This window comes from Actinomadura sp. NPDC000929, from assembly GCF_040492065.1.
Classification (GTDB): Bacteria; Actinomycetota; Actinomycetes; order Streptosporangiales; family Streptosporangiaceae; genus Spirillospora; species Spirillospora verrucosospora.
The window spans coordinates 35,186-51,531 of the sequence record NZ_JBEUPA010000043.1 but is presented as its reverse complement, the minus strand read 5'-3'; the positions used below and the strand labels follow the sequence as shown (position 1 = coordinate 51,531).

General features: G+C 68.2%; 17 protein-coding genes. 3 read left to right on the top strand and 14 right to left on the bottom strand.

The window, feature by feature from the left end:
* Nucleotides 1–196: 196 nt before the first annotated feature.
* The 6 genes from ABWI04_RS17895 to ABWI04_RS17870 form a co-directional block, all read right to left on the bottom strand.
* Nucleotides 197–493 carry a hypothetical protein gene (locus tag ABWI04_RS17895; protein WP_353833101.1) on the bottom strand — a complete coding sequence of 99 codons (297 nt, stop codon included), beginning with the start codon at nucleotides 491–493 and terminating at the stop codon, nucleotides 197–199.
* Between the two features lie 604 nt (nucleotides 494–1,097).
* Nucleotides 1,098–2,438 carry a cytochrome bc1 complex cytochrome b subunit gene (gene qcrB, locus ABWI04_RS17890; RefSeq protein ID WP_502913135.1) on the bottom strand — a complete coding sequence of 447 codons (1,341 nt, stop codon included), beginning with the start codon at nucleotides 2,436–2,438 and terminating at the stop codon, nucleotides 1,098–1,100.
* A 119-nt stretch (nucleotides 2,439–2,557) separates the two neighbouring features.
* The gene (locus tag ABWI04_RS17885; protein ID WP_353833099.1) at nucleotides 2,558–3,289 is read right to left on the bottom strand and encodes an MFS transporter; all 732 of its coding nucleotides are present in this window, start codon (nucleotides 3,287–3,289) and stop codon (nucleotides 2,558–2,560) included.
* Between the two features lie 69 nt (nucleotides 3,290–3,358).
* Nucleotides 3,359–3,916 carry an MFS transporter gene (locus ABWI04_RS17880; RefSeq protein ID WP_353833098.1) on the bottom strand — a complete coding sequence of 186 codons (558 nt, stop codon included), beginning with the start codon at nucleotides 3,914–3,916 and terminating at the stop codon, nucleotides 3,359–3,361.
* 199 nt (nucleotides 3,917–4,115) lie between these two features.
* Complete coding sequence (locus ABWI04_RS17875; RefSeq protein ID WP_353833097.1) at nucleotides 4,116–4,871, bottom strand: sigma-70 family RNA polymerase sigma factor; 756 nt, start codon at nucleotides 4,869–4,871, stop codon at nucleotides 4,116–4,118.
* A 301-nt stretch (nucleotides 4,872–5,172) separates the two neighbouring features.
* Nucleotides 5,173–5,916: an AraC family transcriptional regulator gene (locus ABWI04_RS17870; RefSeq protein WP_345172671.1), complete on the bottom strand. Its 744-nt coding sequence runs from the start codon at nucleotides 5,914–5,916 to the stop codon at nucleotides 5,173–5,175.
* A 64-nt stretch (nucleotides 5,917–5,980) separates the two neighbouring features.
* Here ABWI04_RS17870 and ABWI04_RS17865 point away from each other — a divergent pair, with 64 nt between their 5' ends.
* The gene (locus ABWI04_RS17865) at nucleotides 5,981–6,550 is read left to right on the top strand and encodes a TIGR03086 family metal-binding protein (RefSeq protein ID WP_345172669.1); all 570 of its coding nucleotides are present in this window, start codon (nucleotides 5,981–5,983) and stop codon (nucleotides 6,548–6,550) included.
* Between the two features lie 137 nt (nucleotides 6,551–6,687).
* On the opposite strand, the gene ABWI04_RS17860 is transcribed toward ABWI04_RS17865, so the two are convergent.
* Entirely contained in the window at nucleotides 6,688–7,812 is a 1,125-nt protein-coding gene (locus ABWI04_RS17860; RefSeq protein WP_345172667.1) for a glycoside hydrolase family 76 protein, read from the bottom strand.
* A gap of 283 nt (nucleotides 7,813–8,095) precedes the next feature.
* Here ABWI04_RS17860 and ABWI04_RS17855 point away from each other — a divergent pair, with 283 nt between their 5' ends.
* Nucleotides 8,096–8,848: a DeoR/GlpR family DNA-binding transcription regulator gene (locus tag ABWI04_RS17855; protein ID WP_353833096.1), complete on the top strand. Its 753-nt coding sequence runs from the start codon at nucleotides 8,096–8,098 to the stop codon at nucleotides 8,846–8,848.
* A gap of 241 nt (nucleotides 8,849–9,089) precedes the next feature.
* Here the strand turns inward: ABWI04_RS17855 and ABWI04_RS17850 are convergent, their stop codons facing one another.
* The 6 genes from ABWI04_RS17850 to ABWI04_RS17825 form a co-directional block, all read right to left on the bottom strand.
* On the bottom strand, nucleotides 9,090–10,286 hold the full coding sequence (locus tag ABWI04_RS17850) for a UDP-N-acetylglucosamine--N-acetylmuramyl-(pentapeptide) pyrophosphoryl-undecaprenol N-acetylglucosamine transferase (RefSeq protein WP_502913134.1): 1,197 nt from the start codon (nucleotides 10,284–10,286) through the stop codon (nucleotides 9,090–9,092).
* Nucleotides 10,283–10,867 carry a peptidase gene (locus ABWI04_RS17845; RefSeq protein WP_353833095.1) on the bottom strand — a complete coding sequence of 195 codons (585 nt, stop codon included), beginning with the start codon at nucleotides 10,865–10,867 and terminating at the stop codon, nucleotides 10,283–10,285. Before ABWI04_RS17845 ends, ABWI04_RS17850 begins: the two co-directional genes overlap by 4 nt.
* A gap of 58 nt (nucleotides 10,868–10,925) precedes the next feature.
* Complete coding sequence (vanX, locus tag ABWI04_RS17840) at nucleotides 10,926–11,534, bottom strand: D-Ala-D-Ala dipeptidase VanX (RefSeq protein WP_345172659.1); 609 nt, start codon at nucleotides 11,532–11,534, stop codon at nucleotides 10,926–10,928.
* Nucleotides 11,531–12,571 carry a D-alanine--(R)-lactate ligase gene (gene vanA, locus ABWI04_RS17835; RefSeq protein ID WP_353833094.1) on the bottom strand — a complete coding sequence of 347 codons (1,041 nt, stop codon included), beginning with the start codon at nucleotides 12,569–12,571 and terminating at the stop codon, nucleotides 11,531–11,533. Before vanA ends, vanX begins: the two co-directional genes overlap by 4 nt.
* Nucleotides 12,568–13,533 (bottom strand): D-isomer specific 2-hydroxyacid dehydrogenase family protein, encoded by a 966-nt coding sequence (locus ABWI04_RS17830; RefSeq protein ID WP_353833102.1) that lies wholly within the window; start codon nucleotides 13,531–13,533, stop codon nucleotides 12,568–12,570. Before ABWI04_RS17830 ends, vanA begins: the two co-directional genes overlap by 4 nt.
* Before the next feature lie 461 nt (nucleotides 13,534–13,994).
* Nucleotides 13,995–14,192 (bottom strand): hypothetical protein, encoded by a 198-nt coding sequence (locus tag ABWI04_RS17825; protein WP_345172655.1) that lies wholly within the window; start codon nucleotides 14,190–14,192, stop codon nucleotides 13,995–13,997.
* A gap of 212 nt (nucleotides 14,193–14,404) precedes the next feature.
* On the opposite strand from ABWI04_RS17825, the gene ABWI04_RS17820 reads away from it, so the two are divergent.
* The gene (locus ABWI04_RS17820) at nucleotides 14,405–14,968 is read left to right on the top strand and encodes a dihydrofolate reductase family protein (RefSeq protein WP_345172653.1); all 564 of its coding nucleotides are present in this window, start codon (nucleotides 14,405–14,407) and stop codon (nucleotides 14,966–14,968) included.
* A 141-nt stretch (nucleotides 14,969–15,109) separates the two neighbouring features.
* Here the strand turns inward: ABWI04_RS17820 and ABWI04_RS17815 are convergent, their stop codons facing one another.
* Nucleotides 15,110–16,117 (bottom strand): RNA polymerase subunit sigma-70, encoded by a 1,008-nt coding sequence (locus tag ABWI04_RS17815; protein ID WP_353833093.1) that lies wholly within the window; start codon nucleotides 16,115–16,117, stop codon nucleotides 15,110–15,112.
* Nucleotides 16,118–16,346 lie beyond the last annotated feature (229 nt).

Genomic DNA, 16,346 nt, shown 5'->3' with positions numbered 1-16,346 from the left:
CTGACCGACAGCCTCACCGGCCTTCGCCGCCACAGCGCCCACCTGGCCCGGCTCCCCGTGTCCGACCTGTGCGACCAACTCCTGGAGCGCATGGAACTCAGCGGCGAGGACGACGTCGCCCTCCTCGCCCTCCGCGTCCCCGCATGAGGGCACAAGCCCTGCGTCCCAGCGGCAGGGGGTCGGCGTGCGCCTCCGCTCACAAGGGTTCGCTGACCCAGCGCCAACCGCCGTCGACATGACGCGCACTGATCAGCTGCGCGCTCCCGGAGTCCGCGACCTCGGCGATCATCCGGACCAGCCGGCGGTGGAAGTCCGCGGGCGGACGGCCATCGCCCGACGACCCCTCCAACAAGGACACGCTGACCTTCGCCTCGTCGCGCAACTGCACGGTCAACCGGCCAGTCCCGTCCAGACGCAGGACCACGATCGCATCAGCACGGATCAGGTCGCCTTCGGCCGCCGAGATCCACACCTCTGGTGCATTACCGCCCATGAGCCCCACCTTCCATGAGTCCAGGAGCCCGCCTCACCCCCGAACCTAATGCGGACCCCGCCGCAGACTCCTCGGCGCGCCGACGAAGAGGACACCGCCCGCAGCCGGACGGCGCGGCGACAGCGCCCAGCCCCCTCCTCCCTCCCCGGGAGCAGACCGGCCCAAGCCTCACCTCAAGGTCCCCACCCGCCCCACCGCCGTTGCCGTCGACCAGGTCGGCTCGCTACCTGCTCGACGGTTCTGAACCAGGGCGGCACCACGCGACATGGCACGGTATGGAAATGGAGTTGGATGTGGACAGAGCTGTGCACCCCGGCACTAAGAGCACTGCTCTGATACAAGAACTGCGGACTTTTAATCCGTAGGTTGTGGGTTCGAGTCCCACGCGACCCACCCAGCCCTGACCAGGGCGAACGCGAGAACGCCAGGCTGGTCCGCCGCCCGCTTCGCCCCACTTCGTCCCCATGTCGGCTCCAGGACGGGCTCGGCGGCCCGATCCGAGCCCCACTTCCCCCTGGTCACGCCTCAGTGCCCGGCGTGCTGCTGGTCGGCCTGGACGACCCGCCGCGGTCAGGGCGGCCGCCTGTGGTCGATGAGGCCGAGGTCAATGTGTCAGTTCGCGGGGCCTGTGTGGGGCTTCGTGAATCTCGCTGAAACCGCCTTCCGAACTCATCACGATCCGTCCGGTCTCGCGGCCGTGCTCGGAATCCCTCTGGTCCCTGTAGGCCAGCCCGAGGCAGATCCACCGGGTGACGGCGTAGGCGAGCGGCGGTCCGGCGAAGACGGCCAACCGGAAGAACCAGGTGACGTCGTACAAGGACAGGCGGAAGTTGTCCGCGATCTGGTCGTTGGCGGCCGCGGCCCACAGCAATCCATAGAAGGCGATGCCGGCCGCACCCACTGCCGTACGGGTCACCGCGTCGCGGGGGCGGTCCAGAACGTGGTGAATGCCGTGATCGCCGGTAAGCCGCCGTTCTATCCAGGGATAGACCGCCAGGACGGTGAAGAACGCCCCCGGCATGAGAAGCGCGGGCACCAGCACCGCGAGGGTGATCGGGTGGCCGGCCACGCTGGGTTCCCAGCCCGGCATGATCCGCACGGCTCCGTCCAGGAAGCCCATGTACCAGCCGGGCACCGCTCCGGCGGTGATGTCCCCTGGCCGGTACGGGCCGTACTGCCAGACCGGGTTGATCTGCGCGAACGTTCCGAGGAGCGCGAGAACCCCGCTGGTGGCCAGCAGAAGCGCCACCGCTGAGCCGCGCGACGCGTCTCCCGAAAAGGCGCCGGGAAAACGGGTGTGGCCGTGCTCGCGGACGAGCCTGCGGCGGAGGACGAACAGGGCGGCCAGGACCGCTGGAAGGACGAGGATGTGCAGCCAGTAGAGCCGGGTGATGATCTTTTCCCCCGGAAACTCACCGCCGAAGATCAAGAACGTCAGGCTGGTGCCGACCAGGGGAATCGCTTGGGTCACGCCTTGGAGGAGCCCGAGGCTGCCGCCGGACAACATGTCGTCCGGCAGAATTGTGCCGGTCCAGGCCGTCACCATGCCCAGCAACAGTACGGCCACCCAGACCAGCCAGTTGAGGCCGCGCGGGCGGCGGAACGCACCGGTGAAGAACAGCCGCAGCAGCTGCAGGGTGATCGCGGCGACGAAGATCAGCGCGGCCCAGTGGTGAATCTGCCGCATGAGCAGTCCGCCGCGCACGTCGAGGCTGATGTCCAACGTCGACGCGTACGCCTCACTGACCGGGATGCCCCGTAGCGGCCCGTACGAGCCGTTATAGGTGACCTGCGTCATGTCGGGGTCGAAGAAAACGGTCAGGAACGCGCCCGTGACGATGAGTACCAGGAACGAGTAAATCGCGAGCTGGGCGAACAAGAACGACCAATGATCGGTCCGTGCATGCCGTGACCACCGTCCCACGCCGCGGGCTTGTCCCTGCATTGGCTTCACTCCCCGAACTGGTTCTGGTACACATGCGACACTCCGAGATCGGCAGATGTGACATCCCAAGGGAGAAAACCGGCAGGTGTGACATAAACGACGAGCGGCCGCTCGTACGGTCACTGGGCGGCGACGGTCTCGGTGTGCTCCGCCTCGTCCGGTGCGGATGCGGGGGCGGCGTTCTTCGGGCCCCGGAGGACGATGTACACGAGCAGCAGGCCCATAAGGGCGACGCCTGCCCACATGGACTGCTGCAATCCGTCGACGTAGGACTGCTTTGCGGCGTCTACCAGGGTCTGAGCCTGCGAGCCTGCGCTGTTTGATGCCTGGAGTGCGTTGGCGATGCCCTCGCGTGCGGTGCCTGCGGTGCCCTGCGGAATGCCGTCCAGCCGGTCGTCGATGGCGTTGCGGTAGCCGGCTGTCAGGAGCGCGCCGAGCATGGCGACGCCGAGTGCGGTGCCGAATTCTCGGGTGACGTCGTTGAGGGCGGAGGCGACGCCTTGTTTCCCTTGCGGCAGGGAACGGGTGATGGCCTCGGTGGAGGGCACCATGGACAGGGCCATGCCGACGCCCATGACAACGATTCCGGGCAGGATCGACAGGTAGCCGCCGTCGATGGAGACGAACAGGGCCAGGAGGGCCAGACCGACGCTGGTCAAGGCGATTCCCGAGCTCATGGTCAGGCGGGGGCCGACCCGCGCGGCCAGCCTGGGGGCCAGGCCGGAGGCCGTCATCATCGCGACCGCCATGGGCATCAGCGCCGCCGCGGACAGCAGCGCCGACCAGCCGAGCACGGCCTGGAAGAACGGGAAGAGGACCACGAAGATGCCCGACTGAACACCGAAGACCACCAGCAGCGTGAGCGGAGCGCTCGTGGGAGTTGGGAACCGACTTCGACGTCATGGCCAGGGCCATGACGATCAGGGCCACGGGCAGGACGAACATCCGCGCCAGTCGGCGACGTCGACCAGAAGAGCGGACAGGAACATGCCCAGGATGCCGCCTCCTCCGGCCACGCCGGTCCACACGCCGATCGCCTTCCCGCGCTGCTCCTCGGGGAAGGTGGATGTGATGACGGCCAGGGTGATGGGCATGATCGTCGCTGCGCCGATACCGCCGGCCACGCGCGCGGCGATCATGACTTCGGCGGTGGGGGCCAGGCCCGCCGCGATGCTCGCGACCCCGAAGACGACCAGCCCGGCGATCAGCGTGGGCCTGCGGCCCAAGCGGTCACCGATCGCGCCGAGCGGGAGCAGCAGTGCGGCCAGGGTGAGGGTGTAGACGTTGATGATCCACAGGACCGTGTTCTGCGAGGTGTCGAAGTCGACGGCCATCTGCGTCTGGGCGACGGTCAGCCCGGACACCGACGCGATGACGGCCATCAGCGCCATCGAGACGGCTGTCAGGACCACGCGCAACTGACGCGCGTCCGGCACGTCCCCGCCGCCGTCGGCGAGCGCGACCCGTGAAGGTTTCATACTCATGGAGTCCTTTCAAGATGGGCATGCGGCATCAGCGTCGAAGCGGCATCGCCCGGTCTGTCGCCGGCTGAAGGGGATGTGGAACCCGACCGCCGTGCAGGGTGGATCCCTCGGATCGCCGTCGCCTGCAATGGGGTCGATGACCGGAGCCTGCTCGGTCACCTGATCGGCGCAGCCTCAGCCGAGGGATGGTGCCTCAGTGAGGTGCGCGCGCCTGTTCCGCGACCGTGCTCATCGCAGGGCGAGTGAGGTCTCGGTCTCTACGTGGGTCAGCTTGTCGGGGTTGCGGACGTAGTAGAGACCGGTGATGCGGGCGTCCTCGACGCGCACCGCCAAGACGCCGTCGAACTCGCCGTTCACGCGCAGAATCAGAGCCGGGTTGCCGTTGACCACGGTCGGCCCAACGGTGAGAGTGGCATCGGTCTTGGCCAGGCCGCCAACGATGAAACGGGCCACCTTCTCGGCGCCGGTGATCGGATGGGGCGCGGTGAGCGATCTGGCGGACGGCCGCGGAGGTTTTCCCGACGGCGGCCGCGATCTCGCCATAGCCGAGCCCGAAGGCCTCGCGCAGCACGAACACGGCGCGTTCGGTCGGTGACAGCGTCTCCAGCACGAGCATCAGCGCCATGGACACGCTCTCGGCGAGCTCGATGTTCTCGGCCACGTCCGGTGTGGTGAGCAGCGGTTCGGGCAGCCAGGGACCGACGTAGGCCTCCCTGCGGCGTCTCATGCTGCGCAATCGGTTGATCGATTGGCGGGTCGTGATCTGGACCAGATAGGCGCGCTGATCGCGCACCTGCCCCACGTCGGCCTTCACCCATCGCAGCCAGGTCTCCTGCAGGACGTCCTCCGCGTCGGCCGCCGATCCGAGCATCTCGTAGGCGACAGTGAACAGCATGTTCCGGTGGGCGAGGAACGCCTCGGTCTCCGGGTCGGCGACGAGCTCGCCCACATCTCGAGCCTTCTCCTTCTCCGGCGGCCCTGGCTGCCGGCGGCCCTCACGCGGTGCGTCCACGACACGGTCCTCTTTCGGAGAGTGCCATTGAGCGCGGCCCAACGGGTTGGTGCAGTCGACATCAAGACACCGGCTGGTGCACGCCTGTGACATCGAGCCGCCGCGGCTGTCCACTCACCCGGCGGACACCCGCCCGGCGCTCCTGCCGTCGTGACCTCTCCTCCGGTTCAGGGGGGACGGGTCGGTTGCCAGCGCGATGTCGTCGAGCGCGCCGCCGTGGGTGTCGCGGGAACGCGGACTAATACCGCTGCGCGTACCAGGTCGGTCGCTCGCCGAACATGCCCTTGAAGTCGCGGATGAAGTGGCCCTGGTCGACATAGCCGAGGTCGGCCGCCAGCGCGGCCCAGTCGATCGCCCCGCCAGCGGCCATGCGTGCGGTCACCTCGTGCAGGCGGTAGCGGCGGATCACCCACTTGGGGCCGATGCCGACGTACTCCGCGAAAAGCCGTTGCAGCCCCCGCATGCTCAGCCCCAGCTCGCCGGCGAGGCGTTCGACCCTGGTCAGGGCCTTGTCCTTGGCGATCAGCTCGACCGAAGCCACCGCCTGGCGCACCCGGGGGTCGTCGTCCGGCAGGTGTCTCAGCAGGAAGGCTTCCACGGTCGGCACGTCGAGCGTCGTGGGCAGGTCCGGGCCGAACACCTCGGTCGCCGGGACAACGCGGTCGGTGATCGTCGAGACGGAGGCACCGAGGAACAGGCGGAAGCAGCCCGGCCGGAACGCGACGCCGAAGACCTGGTCGCGGCCCTCGAGAACCTTGATCTGGTAGCCGCTGCACACGCCGTTGACGTCCGCGCGGCCGCCGCCGAACGACAGGTGCACGTTCGGGTACGGCACGATCTTCTGCCGGTAGGGCTCGGCGTAGTCCCAGCGAGCCTCCCAGTACCGCTCCACCCATGGTGCGAGCGCCGGCGACGGGCTGTGAAACGTGTGGCGCTGATACCTGGTCCACGCACCCCGCAGCTCACGAACGTCCCGCTCCACTCAGCAGAGTGTATGTCGCCTTTGTCCAATACCCCTCCGGCCCGGGCCGCCTAGCGTCGCTGCCATGTCACATCTGTCCAACGCTGCCGAGGCCATGGCCGCAGTCGCCCGCACCATCACCGACGACCAGCTCGCCAACAAGACTCCGTGCACGGAGTACGACGTGCGGGCACTGGTCAACCACCTCCTCTTCTGGGGCCCGTCGCTCGCCGGCGGCGGCCGCAAGGAGTCCGTTCCGCAGCCGGCGGGCACCGAGTCCGAGGTGGACCTGGCGGCCGGCGACTGGCGCGGCCACCTGCTCGCCCTGCTGGACGACATCACGTCGTCGTGGGCGCCGCCGAGCGCCTGGGAGGGCGAGACGAGCATGGGCACACCGCAGACGCTGCCCGCGCCCGTCCTGGGCGACATGATCGTCGGCGAGCTGGCCATGCACGCCTGGGACCTTGCGGTCGCGACCGGGCAGCGGCTGGAACTGCCCGCCGACCTGCTGACGCATCTGCACGACACGGTGTTCGCCAGCGTGGAGCAGGGGCGGGAGATGGGCATGTACGGACCGGAGGTCGCGGTGCCGGCGGACGCACCCACCTTGGACCGCATCGTCGGCCTGACCGGCCGTGATCCCGCCTGGACATAGTTCCCAACCGGCGATGTCGGTCATACCTGACGTGAATTGTCGAAGCATGGTGCGGCGGCACCGCGTCCATGCCGCCTTCACGTGGCGTGGCGGATGTGGCGGCGTCGTCGTGGGGGGCGAGTCCGTTCGCTCAGGGGTTACAGGACGGCGATGAGCAGGCTCACGGCGGACTCCTGGCGGGCGATGTCGGCCTGGTCGAACGGGCCCGTCCAGCGCAGGCCGTACTGGTCGGCGTTGTTCCGTCCGTAGGTGAAGGCGGAGCGGGCCTGGGTCGTCAGGTAGCTCCGGTACGGGTGGCCGGGGAGCGCGCGGTCGAGTTCGGCGAGGTTCCGCGCGAAGATGCCCTTGAACGCCGCCTGGTCGGAGTTGCACGTGGCGGCGGCCTCGCAGGGTTCGGTGAGGATTCCGCGCGGTGACAGGCCCGGGTCGGTGGTCACGGCGTCGGCGATCCGCCGGGCGGTGGCGAGCAGGGACGGGTCGCCGGTGGCGCGGTGCAGCTCCGTCAGGCCGCCCAGGATCACGCCCTGGTTGTACGTCCAGGTGGTGCCGCCGTTGTTGCCGCAGTTTCCGCTCTGCGTCGCCAGGCCGTCGTTGACCAGGTGGGATCCGTTGATCATCCCGCTGCGGGCGAACCAGCGCCAGGTCTGGCGCGCGCGGGCGAGGTACTCGGTGTCGCCCGGGATCCGGTTGTGCAGGGAGGCGGCCAGTTTGAGGTAGAGCTCGTTGCTGATGGCGTTCTTGTAGGTCTTCCCGGGCAGGTCCCACCAGATGCCGCCGCCGCAGGTGTCGTCCCAGTACTGGCGCATGTACGCCTCGTCGGTCTCGGCGATCTTCAGGTACCTGGTGTCGCGGGTGAGGTCGTACATGCGGACCATCGCCAGCGCCCACCAGCCGGTGTCGTCGGTGGAGTCCGCGCGGAACTCGCCGTCGCCCTGCGGCCACCAGGGCAGCGGCTTGCGCTGGAGCTCGATGGTGTTCTTCACCTGGGGCAGGTATCGGGTCGAGCGGGTCCGCGCCATGTAGTCGAGGAGCGCTTGGAGCGCGTTGCCCGACTGCCACCAGGGGCTCTCGGGCTGCCAGCGTCCGCTCGCCTGGTCGTAGAACCCCATCATCGCGTCGACGGCCGAGGTGGCACGGGCCCGCGCGTTCCTGTCCTCGCCCGCGTCCGCGCTCGCGGCGGACGTGCCCACGGTGAGCGCCAGCACGGCGCCCGTCACGAGGGAGACCAGACCCTTTCCCGTAAGTCGCTTCAGTCCGGTCATCGCGCACCCTCCATGGCAACGAGGCGTCCCAGCCCATGGCCTCCGCCCTGGGCGGGCAGTGCGCTGAATTGTGCCCCGGGTAGGACAAGGCACGCAAGAGTCGTCAGGATCGTTCACACATGTGAGCGTTCTTGCTTGAAATTGCCGGAGGTGTCGGTCGGTTCGCCGCGACGGCGGTCAGGTGGGAGCGTCTGTCGGGTTCGTGCGCCCACGAGAGCCGACGCGCAAGAGCGTGATCGAGAATGTCTGGTGGTGATCGGTCTTGCGCGAGTACGGTCGACGCATGCTCCGGGACCGACGCCATGAGCTGATCCTCCGCGTCCTTCGCTCCGAAGGGCCGGTGACGGCGGAGACGCTGGCCGAGCGCTTGGCGGCGAGCCTCGCCACCATACGCCGCGATCTGCAGAAGCTCGACGAGGAGGGCCTGCTCAAACGGGTGCACGGCGGTGCGATGCCGGTCGAGGGCCATGACGACCCCTTCACGGACGTCGCCGAGGTCCGGCCCGCCGAGAAGGACGCCGTCGCGCTGCGCTGCGCCGAGATGATCCAGGACGGCGAGACGGTGCTGCTCGACATCGGCACGACCGCGCACATGGTGGCGCGGCACCTGCGGGGCCGGGCGCTGACGGTCGTCACCAGCAGCCTCCCGGTGGTCGAGACGCTGGCCGACGACCAGCACGTCCAACTCGTCGTTCTCGGCGGCATGCTGCGCCGTGACTACCGGTCGCTGGTGGGCTACCTGACGGAGGACAACCTGCGGCAGATCCACGCGGACCGGCTCGTCCTCGGCACCAGCGGGATACGGCCGACCGGAACCGTCATGGACACGACGGTGGTCGAGGTGCCGGTCAAACGAGCCATGATCGCGGCCAGCGGGCAGGTGGTCCTCGTCGCCGACGTCGGCAAGTTCCCGGGCACCGGCATGGCGAAGGTCTGCGATGCCACCGACCTGGACGTGGTCATCACGAACGCTCCGGTCGATCCGGACACGGGGGCGGCCCTCGCGGATGCCGGAGTGCAGGTCCTGGAGGCATGAGGCGCCCGGCGTCCACCGAACCGTTGTCGGCTCGGCAGTTCCGAACCGGATCGGCACGCGGCGGCACCGCGCAGGACGAATAGTCGCTCCGCAGCGGCCATGTAGGTGTCTGCCTTGGTATGGCGATCGCCAAGAGCATCACACGAGCACACGCCGGAACGCTCTCGCTCACCCCGCGCGGATTCCAGCCTGGCCGGTGCAGCCGCGTCGCTCGCCGGACCTGTGCGCGTCCGGCCGTCGATCATCGCTGGTGCCCTCCGTCGTACGCATCCGCGGCCGGCGGCGAAGACTCGGCGTGCCGGGAACCGGCGCCGTATCCGCGTGTTCGGTCGCGTCGCTCCGCGACCGCGGTGAGCACGTGCCGGGCCAGGACGACGTCCGCGTCCGGTGCGCCGGCAGCCGACGCGCGGGCCGCCATCGCCGCGATCCGCTCGGGATCGTCGAGCACCGGGATTAGGGTGGTCTCGATCCAAGCCGCGTCGAGGTCGGCGTCGTCGACGAGCAGTGCCCCACCGGCCGCGATGACCGGCTCGGCGTTCAGCCGCTGCTCACCGCCGCGCAGCGGTAGCGGGACGTACGCGGCCGGCAGGCCGACGGCGGCCAGTTCGGCGCACGTCATCGCCCCCGAGCGACAGATCACGAAGTCTGCCGCGGCGTAGGCGTACTGCATCTCGTCCACGTAGGCCATGACGACGTAGGGCGGGTCGGCGGGGCCGCGGTCCGGCGCTTCGACCGCGTGCTGCGCCCCGGTGATGTGCAGCACCTGCACGCCGGCCGCTCGCAACGTCGCAGCCGCACCGGACACCGCGGCGTTGATCGACCTGGCGCCCTGCGAACCGCCGGTGACCATCAGCACCGGCCCGTCGGGGCGCAGCCCGAACCGCCGCCGGGCGGCGTCGCGCAGCACGGACCGGTCGAGCCCGCTGATCGCCGGCCGCAGGGGGATACCGATGGCGGTGGCGTGAGCCAGCCGGACACTCGGCGCGGCGGTGAACACGTGCGTCGTCATCCGGGCCGCCAGCCGGTTGGCCACTCCGGGCCGGGCGTTCGCCTCGTGGACGACGATCGGCAGGCCCTTCCTGTGCGCGGCAAGGTAGGCCGGCATGGCCACGTAGCCGCCGAAGCCCACCACGACCTCGGCCCGGACGCGGTCGAGCACGGCCTCGGCCGCCCGCACCGAGTCGCGCAGCCTGCCCGGCGTCTGCAGCAGGGCCCGGTTCAGTTTGCGCGGCAGCGGCGCCGGCGGGATGAGTTCGAGCGGGTGGCCACGGGCGGGAATGAGCGTGGTGTCCAGGCCGCGGACGGTGCCGAGGGCGGTGATCTCGGCCGCGGGCTCCAGACGGCGCAGGGCGTCGGCGAAGTTCATCGCGGGCTCGATGTGCCCTGCCGAATGGCCACCGGCGACAACCACGCGCGGTGGCGGCTCGCCTGGGTTCACGATGTCCTCCTGATCAATATTCCGCGTCTCGCGTGAAAGCGTTCGAACGTCTGCATGGGCAGCGATGCGGAGTCTGAATTGTGGGAATAGCCTGACGGATTATGGAAGCGCACTACACCGTCATCGACCGCATAGACCAGCACAAGGTGACCCCCACGTTGGGGCTCGCGAGTGTTCGGGTCGCGAATCTCGGGTGATACTGACGCGATCAGGACCTGCCCGGGCCCCACCTCTCGGTGGGATACCTGAATGGGCGTGTGCTCGACCAGTTCGCAGTGCAATCCGAACTGTGAATCGACCCAGGCCATGAACGGCCGGTAGATGAGTCCTTGGACCTTGCCGGAGGGCTCCACCACGTAGCAGCCCCAGTCGAGGGCCTGCGCGAGGAGTTCACCCATCGACAGCCGGATGTCGGTCCAGCCGCGGAGCAGCGACTGCAGACACGCCAGACCGCAGACCTTACGGGACCAGAACAGATACTCCTCGCTTGAGCGGTATCCGTCGGAGGCCCAGTCGTGCAGTCGCGATGGATCGATCCCCCCCAGGAATACCTCCAGCCCGGACAGGCCGGTGCGCCGCATGACGACCTCATCGTTGCGGTCCAGAGCCCCCCACTGCGAGATGCAATGGAGGCTCCGATCACGTGATGGGAAAGTCGAAGTAGACATCAGGATAGGGCTCGTTTCTCAGCGTGTAGTGCCACCATTCGCAGTCGTAACGATCGAATCCGCAGTCCTCCATGATGGATCGGAGATGCTCACGGTTTCGGGCCTCGGATGGCGTGATTTCGCTGGCTTGATGACGTGAGATCGGGTCCATGAGGTCATGGCCGCCACCCATGAGGACGAGCTCACCGGTGGCAAGGTGATAGAGGGTCAGATCGACGGCGCCGCCCCTGCTGTGGCCCGACTTCGCGGCCACATATCCCTTCTTGACCATCTCGGCCCGGTCGATGTTCGGGTAGTGGTGCGACTTGGTCCGGCCATCCTCGGGCTGTTCCGACCAGCGCAGGAAGCAGTCGACGGCGCGTTGGGGGCGATACCCGTCCCAGAGAAGCAGCCCGAAGCCAAGGGAGGCCGCCTTCTCGCGTGCCTGCTCCAGGGCCGCGCACAGGGACCGGGTGCCGACGATTCGATTCGCGAGATATCCGTCAACCGGTTTGCCGGTGAAGTTGTCCCAGGTGGCGTACTTGGCATCCCAGCGGATTCCCGACACCCAGTCGTCAACGTAGACGAAGTCGTCGTTCACCGCTTCTTCCCGTGCAGTGTCATCGATATGAGCCGGTCGATCACGTCCGAGAGCGACAATCCCGCGGCGGCCATCATCCGCGGGTAGCGGCTGTAGGAGGTCATGCCGGGCATGGTGTTGACCTCGTTGAGCACCACCTGTCCGTCGTCGGTGAGGAACATGTCGACGCGGGCGAGCCCCTTGCAGCCCAGGACGCGGTAGATGGTCTTGGCGGTCTGTTGTGCGAGCCGGCGCGAGTCGTCGGAGATGTCGGCGGGAACGATGAACGTCGAGTTCTCCGAGCCGGTCTCGGGGGAGTCCTCCTGGTGGATTCTGAAGAATCCGTGCGAGAGGTCGACGCGGTCCACCTCGCCGGTGACCAGGCCGAATCGTTCTTCGAGGACCGCGCAGCCGATCTCGCCGCCGGCCACCGCCTCCTCGATCAGAACCTTCGAGTCGTACTGTCGCGCTGCGCTCAGCGCGCTCGGCAGATCGTCTTTATCGGTGACTTTGCTGACGCCGAACGATGAACCTGATCGCGCCGGCTTCACGAACACGGGATAAGGGATACGGTCGGAGTCGACCTTCTCGTTCTCCGCGACGACCCAGAAATTCGGCGTGGCGATTCCTGCGTTCCTGGCGACGGTGTAGGCCAGGGACTTGTCCATGCACACGGCCGAGCCCTGGATGTCGCAGCCGACGTAGGGGATGCCGGAGAGCTCCAACAGGCCCTGGATCGCGCCGTCTTCGCCGAGCTTGCCGTGAAGTACGGGAAAGACGAGGTCGAGGCGCACCGTCTCGTAGCCCCCCTGTCCCATGACCAGCAGACCGTGCACGCTTCGGTCGGGTGACAACGTGACGGGACGGGCGCGGCCGTTCTCCCAGTCCGCGGCGGGGCCGTCGCACAGTTTCCAATCGCCGTCGGCCGTGATGCCGATCCAGAGCGGCTCGTACTTCTCGGTGTCGAGGTTCCTCGCCACCTCGCGCGCCGACTTGACGGAGACGGGATGTTCCTCGCTGACGCCTCCGAAGATGACTCCGACCTTCAATCTGCTCATGCTGTTCTCCCGCTCTCGAATTTCAGGCAGTTGATGAGAGTGTTCTCGACGATGTCTTTCAGGGCGTGCTCGGTGTCATAGGCGGAGTGCGGACTGATCAGCACATTCGGCAGGCGCTGCAGTCGCTTCAGGGCCTCGTTCTCGAAATGCCTGTTCCGGAAGTCGGCGTAGAAGATGCCTTCCTCGCCTTCGAGGACGTCCAGTGCCGCGCCGGCCAGCCTGCCGCTCTCCAGCGCGGCGAGGAGCGCATCGGTGTCGAGCAGCGGTCCGCGACCCGTGTTGACGATGTACGCGCCGGGCTTCATCCGCTCGATGCGACGGCGGTCGAGGAGATGGTGGGTGTCCGCGGTGAGCGGGGTGTGGAGCGTCACGATGTCGCTCAGTTCGATCAGTTCGTCGAACGGCACGTGGTCGTTCGAGGCGTGAGATCGGTTGTTGTGGGCCAGCACGCGGCAGCCGAAACCTCGCAGGCGGTGGATGACCGCTGTGCCGATGCGGCCTGTGCCGATCACCCCGACGGTCAGGTCCCGCAACTCCTTGCCGCGAGTGTCGCTCAGCCGATAGTCATGAGCGTCGGTGCGGCGGATGGTGGATTTCGCGTGGCGGACGGCCATCAGCATCAACATCAACGTGTAGTCGGCCACGCTGTCCGGCGAGTAGGCGACATTCCCGACCGAGATGCCGACGCGCGCGGCGTACTCCAGGTCGATGTGGTTGCAGCCGATGCTTCTTGTGGAGATGTATTCCACACCGGCTTTGCTGAGCGCCAGAAGCGTGGGATCGGTGACCTGAGTCTTGTGGTTCACGCTGATGCATCGGTTGCCACGTGCCAGTTCGGCGTTGGTCTCGCAGACGGCGGCCTCAGTGAGGGTAAGCGACAATCCGAGGCGTGCCCCCATCTCCTGGAAAAAGGCGGCTTCGTCCTTGCCGCATCCAAAGACCGTGAGGCCTGTTGTCGGCATGGACGAGGAAGACCGCTCGGCCATCTCTTGGGCGCGACGGACCGAGGTCGCTTCGCTGTAGATCGAACCCAATTCGCTGGAGGCCATGTCCCAAGTAAAGACAGCGCCGTGTTATCAGCACGTATGCGATTTTCGATACGCGGGCGATATACCGCCCCAGCCCGCCGGGGGCACGTCAGAGCGTCATGAGGTGCCCTCGCCGACCGCCGCGTGTACCTGGCGCTCACCGCCCTGCTCTGGCAGGTCTCCCCTATGAACGCCGGACTCGCCATCCAGGCGACCATCGACCTCGCCGCTCTCCCCCTGGGAAGGTTTGGGCGTGCTGATCGCCTGGACCCTGGCGGCCTTCTGGTCGGCGGCCTGCTGCTACGGAATCTGACGCATGACGGGCGCCGGAGGCTCGGCGTGGAGAGCCTGGCACGGCCAGGGACACGGCGCGGGCGGTCGTAGAGCCCGACGTGTCATTTGCTCGGCTGGGGAACCTTGCAGTTGGCGGTGGGGTTGAGACCGATGTAGTTGAGCGGACCGGTGGCCAGGGTGATTCCGATGGTGGCGACTCGGGCGCAGCTGCCGTCGAATTGGGTGTAGTAGTGGCGCTGCCCCGCGGCGAGCGCTCCGATGGTCAGCCAGGCGACGAGCATCCACCGTCCGGACCTCATCGCTACCTCCGGTCACCGCTTCGCCGACCCTGGGGGTACGACAGTAACGACAAGGTCGTCCATAGTTAAGCAAGTCGGGGCGGGTGTGTCATGTCACCGACGTCTCGCGCAGCCGTTGGATCCACTGCTTGCGGACGCAGATCGCGCACCGATTAGGTTTCCGCGCCGCGCCCGTCAGTACTTGTGCGATCGACCCACAGGAGGCTGGCACGATGCGGAAACTGACCTTCGGCATGAACCTGAGCGTGGACGGCTACGTCGCCGCGCCCGGCGACGACATCGGCTGGAGCGCCCCGAGCGACGAGCTGTTCCAGTGGTGGTCCGACCGGGTGGGGGCGACGGAGCTGTCGCTGTACGGGCGCAGACTGTGGGAGACGATGAGCTCCAGCTGGCCGACCGCCGACCAGCAGCCCGGCGCCACACCGGCGCACATCGAGTTCGCCCGCCGCTGGCGGGACATGCCGAAGGTGGTGTTCTCCTCCACGATCAGGAAGGTCGACTGGAACGCCCGCCTGGTCACCGGCGACGCGGTCACCGAGATCACCCGGCTCAAGGGCGAGGACGGCGGCCCGATGGACATCGGCGGCGCCACACTCGCCGCCGCGGCGATGCGGGCCGGGCTGGTCGACGAGTACGTGCTGGTCACCCACCCGGTCCTGGTGGGCGGCGGCGCGCCGTTCTTCACCGCGCTGGACAGCTGGGTGAACCTGGACCTGGTCGAGACGCGGACCTTTCCCGGCGGCGTGGTGCTGACCCGGTACGAGACGAGGCGGTGAGCGCGGGCCGAATGCTCGGAAGATGAGGACGACGGCGTCGTTGACCGCGATGGCTTGAAGACGCCCCGCCGGCGACGCTGGCGGGGCGGTGGTGTTCCGCGGTGACTTCGGTGCCGCCGACCGTGCGCTGGACTTGTCCGATCACAGCGTCGCGGGCAGGTCCAGCCATGGTTTGTCGGTGGCGTCGAATCCGGTGAGCTCGGCGATCTTCCCGTCGACGATGCGCAGGACCGCGATGTTGAACAAGCGGTACTCCGGGTCGCCGGGGGTGCGGAGGTAGAGCACGGCGGCAGGCATGCGGTTGACCGTCGTGGCGATGCAGCGCCAGTCGTCGCGGCCGCGCTGGAAGAGCCCGCCGGAGACCCAGCCGTCCACCGCGTCCTTGGCCGTGACGGTCAAGGTGCCCCGCTCGGGCAGCATCACGAAGCGCAGGTCGTCGCGCAGCAGGGCCGTCAGCCCGTCGAGGTCGTTGCGCTCATGGGCGTCGATGTACGACTTCACCACGCCGCGCTCGTCCTGCGACAGCTCGTTCGTGGCGGGGCTCCGCCAGTCGAGGCGGCGGCCGGGCAGCTGCTCGCGCATCGTCACGCGCGCCCGCTGCAGTGCGCTGGTCACCGATGCGACGGTCAGTTCGAGGGCGCCCGCGACCTTCGACGCCGGCCAGCCGAGGACGTCGCGGAGGATGAACACCGCCCGCTGCCGCGGCGGCAGGTGCTGGACGGCGACGATGAACGCCAGCTCGATCGTCTCCCGCGCCACCAGCGATTCCTGCGGGTCCTCCGGGAGCATCCGGTCCGGGTAGGGCTGCAGGTAGATCACTTCCGAGCCCGCGTCCGGCAGGTCGGCGGGCACGGGTGTGCGGTCGTTGCGCTTCTCCAGGAAGTCGAGGCAGGTGTTCGTCGCGATCCGGTACAGCCAGGTCCGCGGCGAAGCGTGGCCCTTGAACGACGCCCGCTTGTTCCACGCCCGCAGGAACGTCTCCTGCGTCATGTCCTGGGCGTCCTCGTAGTTCGCGAGCATCCGGTAGCAGTGCACCTGCAGCTCACGCCGGTGGCGCTCCGTGATGAGCGCGAACTGCGCCGTGTCATCCGAGCGGGCGGCCGCGATGAACGCGGCCGTGTCGGCGCCTGGCGGCGTGGCGTCGGTCATGGTCGTCAATCCTTCCGCGGGTGGCGAGGGGCTGCCAGAACTGACGACGTGGCGGAGGATTTCTGATCGGTGAAGCAGCCGACACCGGGCCGTTCGTCAGGCCGGATGGGTCGGGGTCGATCCAGGCACGTGTTCGGCGCCGCCGGGCGCGACGCCACTCGTCCAACGAAGGGTATCCCCCGAGCGCTTCAGCGGCGGCCTGGGAACGTCCGACCCTCGCACTAGGGTT

Bases quoted from the DNA above. Each gene is read 5' to 3' on its own strand.
- ABWI04_RS17895 (WP_353833101.1), bottom strand. From the start codon at position 493: ATGGGCGGTAATGCACCAGAGGTGTGGATCTCGGCGGCCGAAGGCGAC.
- qcrB (WP_502913135.1), bottom strand. From the start codon at position 2,438: ATGCAGGGACAAGCCCGCGGCGTGGGACGGTGGTCACGGCATGCACGG.
- ABWI04_RS17880 (WP_353833098.1), bottom strand. From the start codon at position 3,916: ATGAAACCTTCACGGGTCGCGCTCGCCGACGGCGGCGGGGACGTGCCG.
- ABWI04_RS17865 (WP_345172669.1), top strand. From the start codon at position 5,981: ATGTCACATCTGTCCAACGCTGCCGAGGCCATGGCCGCAGTCGCCCGC.
- ABWI04_RS17860 (WP_345172667.1), bottom strand. From the start codon at position 7,812: ATGACCGGACTGAAGCGACTTACGGGAAAGGGTCTGGTCTCCCTCGTG.
- ABWI04_RS17855 (WP_353833096.1), top strand. From the start codon at position 8,096: ATGCTCCGGGACCGACGCCATGAGCTGATCCTCCGCGTCCTTCGCTCC.
- ABWI04_RS17845 (WP_353833095.1), bottom strand. From the start codon at position 10,867: ATGCGGCGCACCGGCCTGTCCGGGCTGGAGGTATTCCTGGGGGGGATC.
- vanA (WP_353833094.1), bottom strand. From the start codon at position 12,571: ATGAGCAGATTGAAGGTCGGAGTCATCTTCGGAGGCGTCAGCGAGGAA.
- ABWI04_RS17830 (WP_353833102.1), bottom strand. From the start codon at position 13,533: ATGCCGACAACAGGCCTCACGGTCTTTGGATGCGGCAAGGACGAAGCC.
- ABWI04_RS17825 (WP_345172655.1), bottom strand. From the start codon at position 14,192: ATGAGGTCCGGACGGTGGATGCTCGTCGCCTGGCTGACCATCGGAGCG.
- ABWI04_RS17820 (WP_345172653.1), top strand. From the start codon at position 14,405: ATGCGGAAACTGACCTTCGGCATGAACCTGAGCGTGGACGGCTACGTC.
- ABWI04_RS17815 (WP_353833093.1), bottom strand. From the start codon at position 16,117: ATGACCGACGCCACGCCGCCAGGCGCCGACACGGCCGCGTTCATCGCG.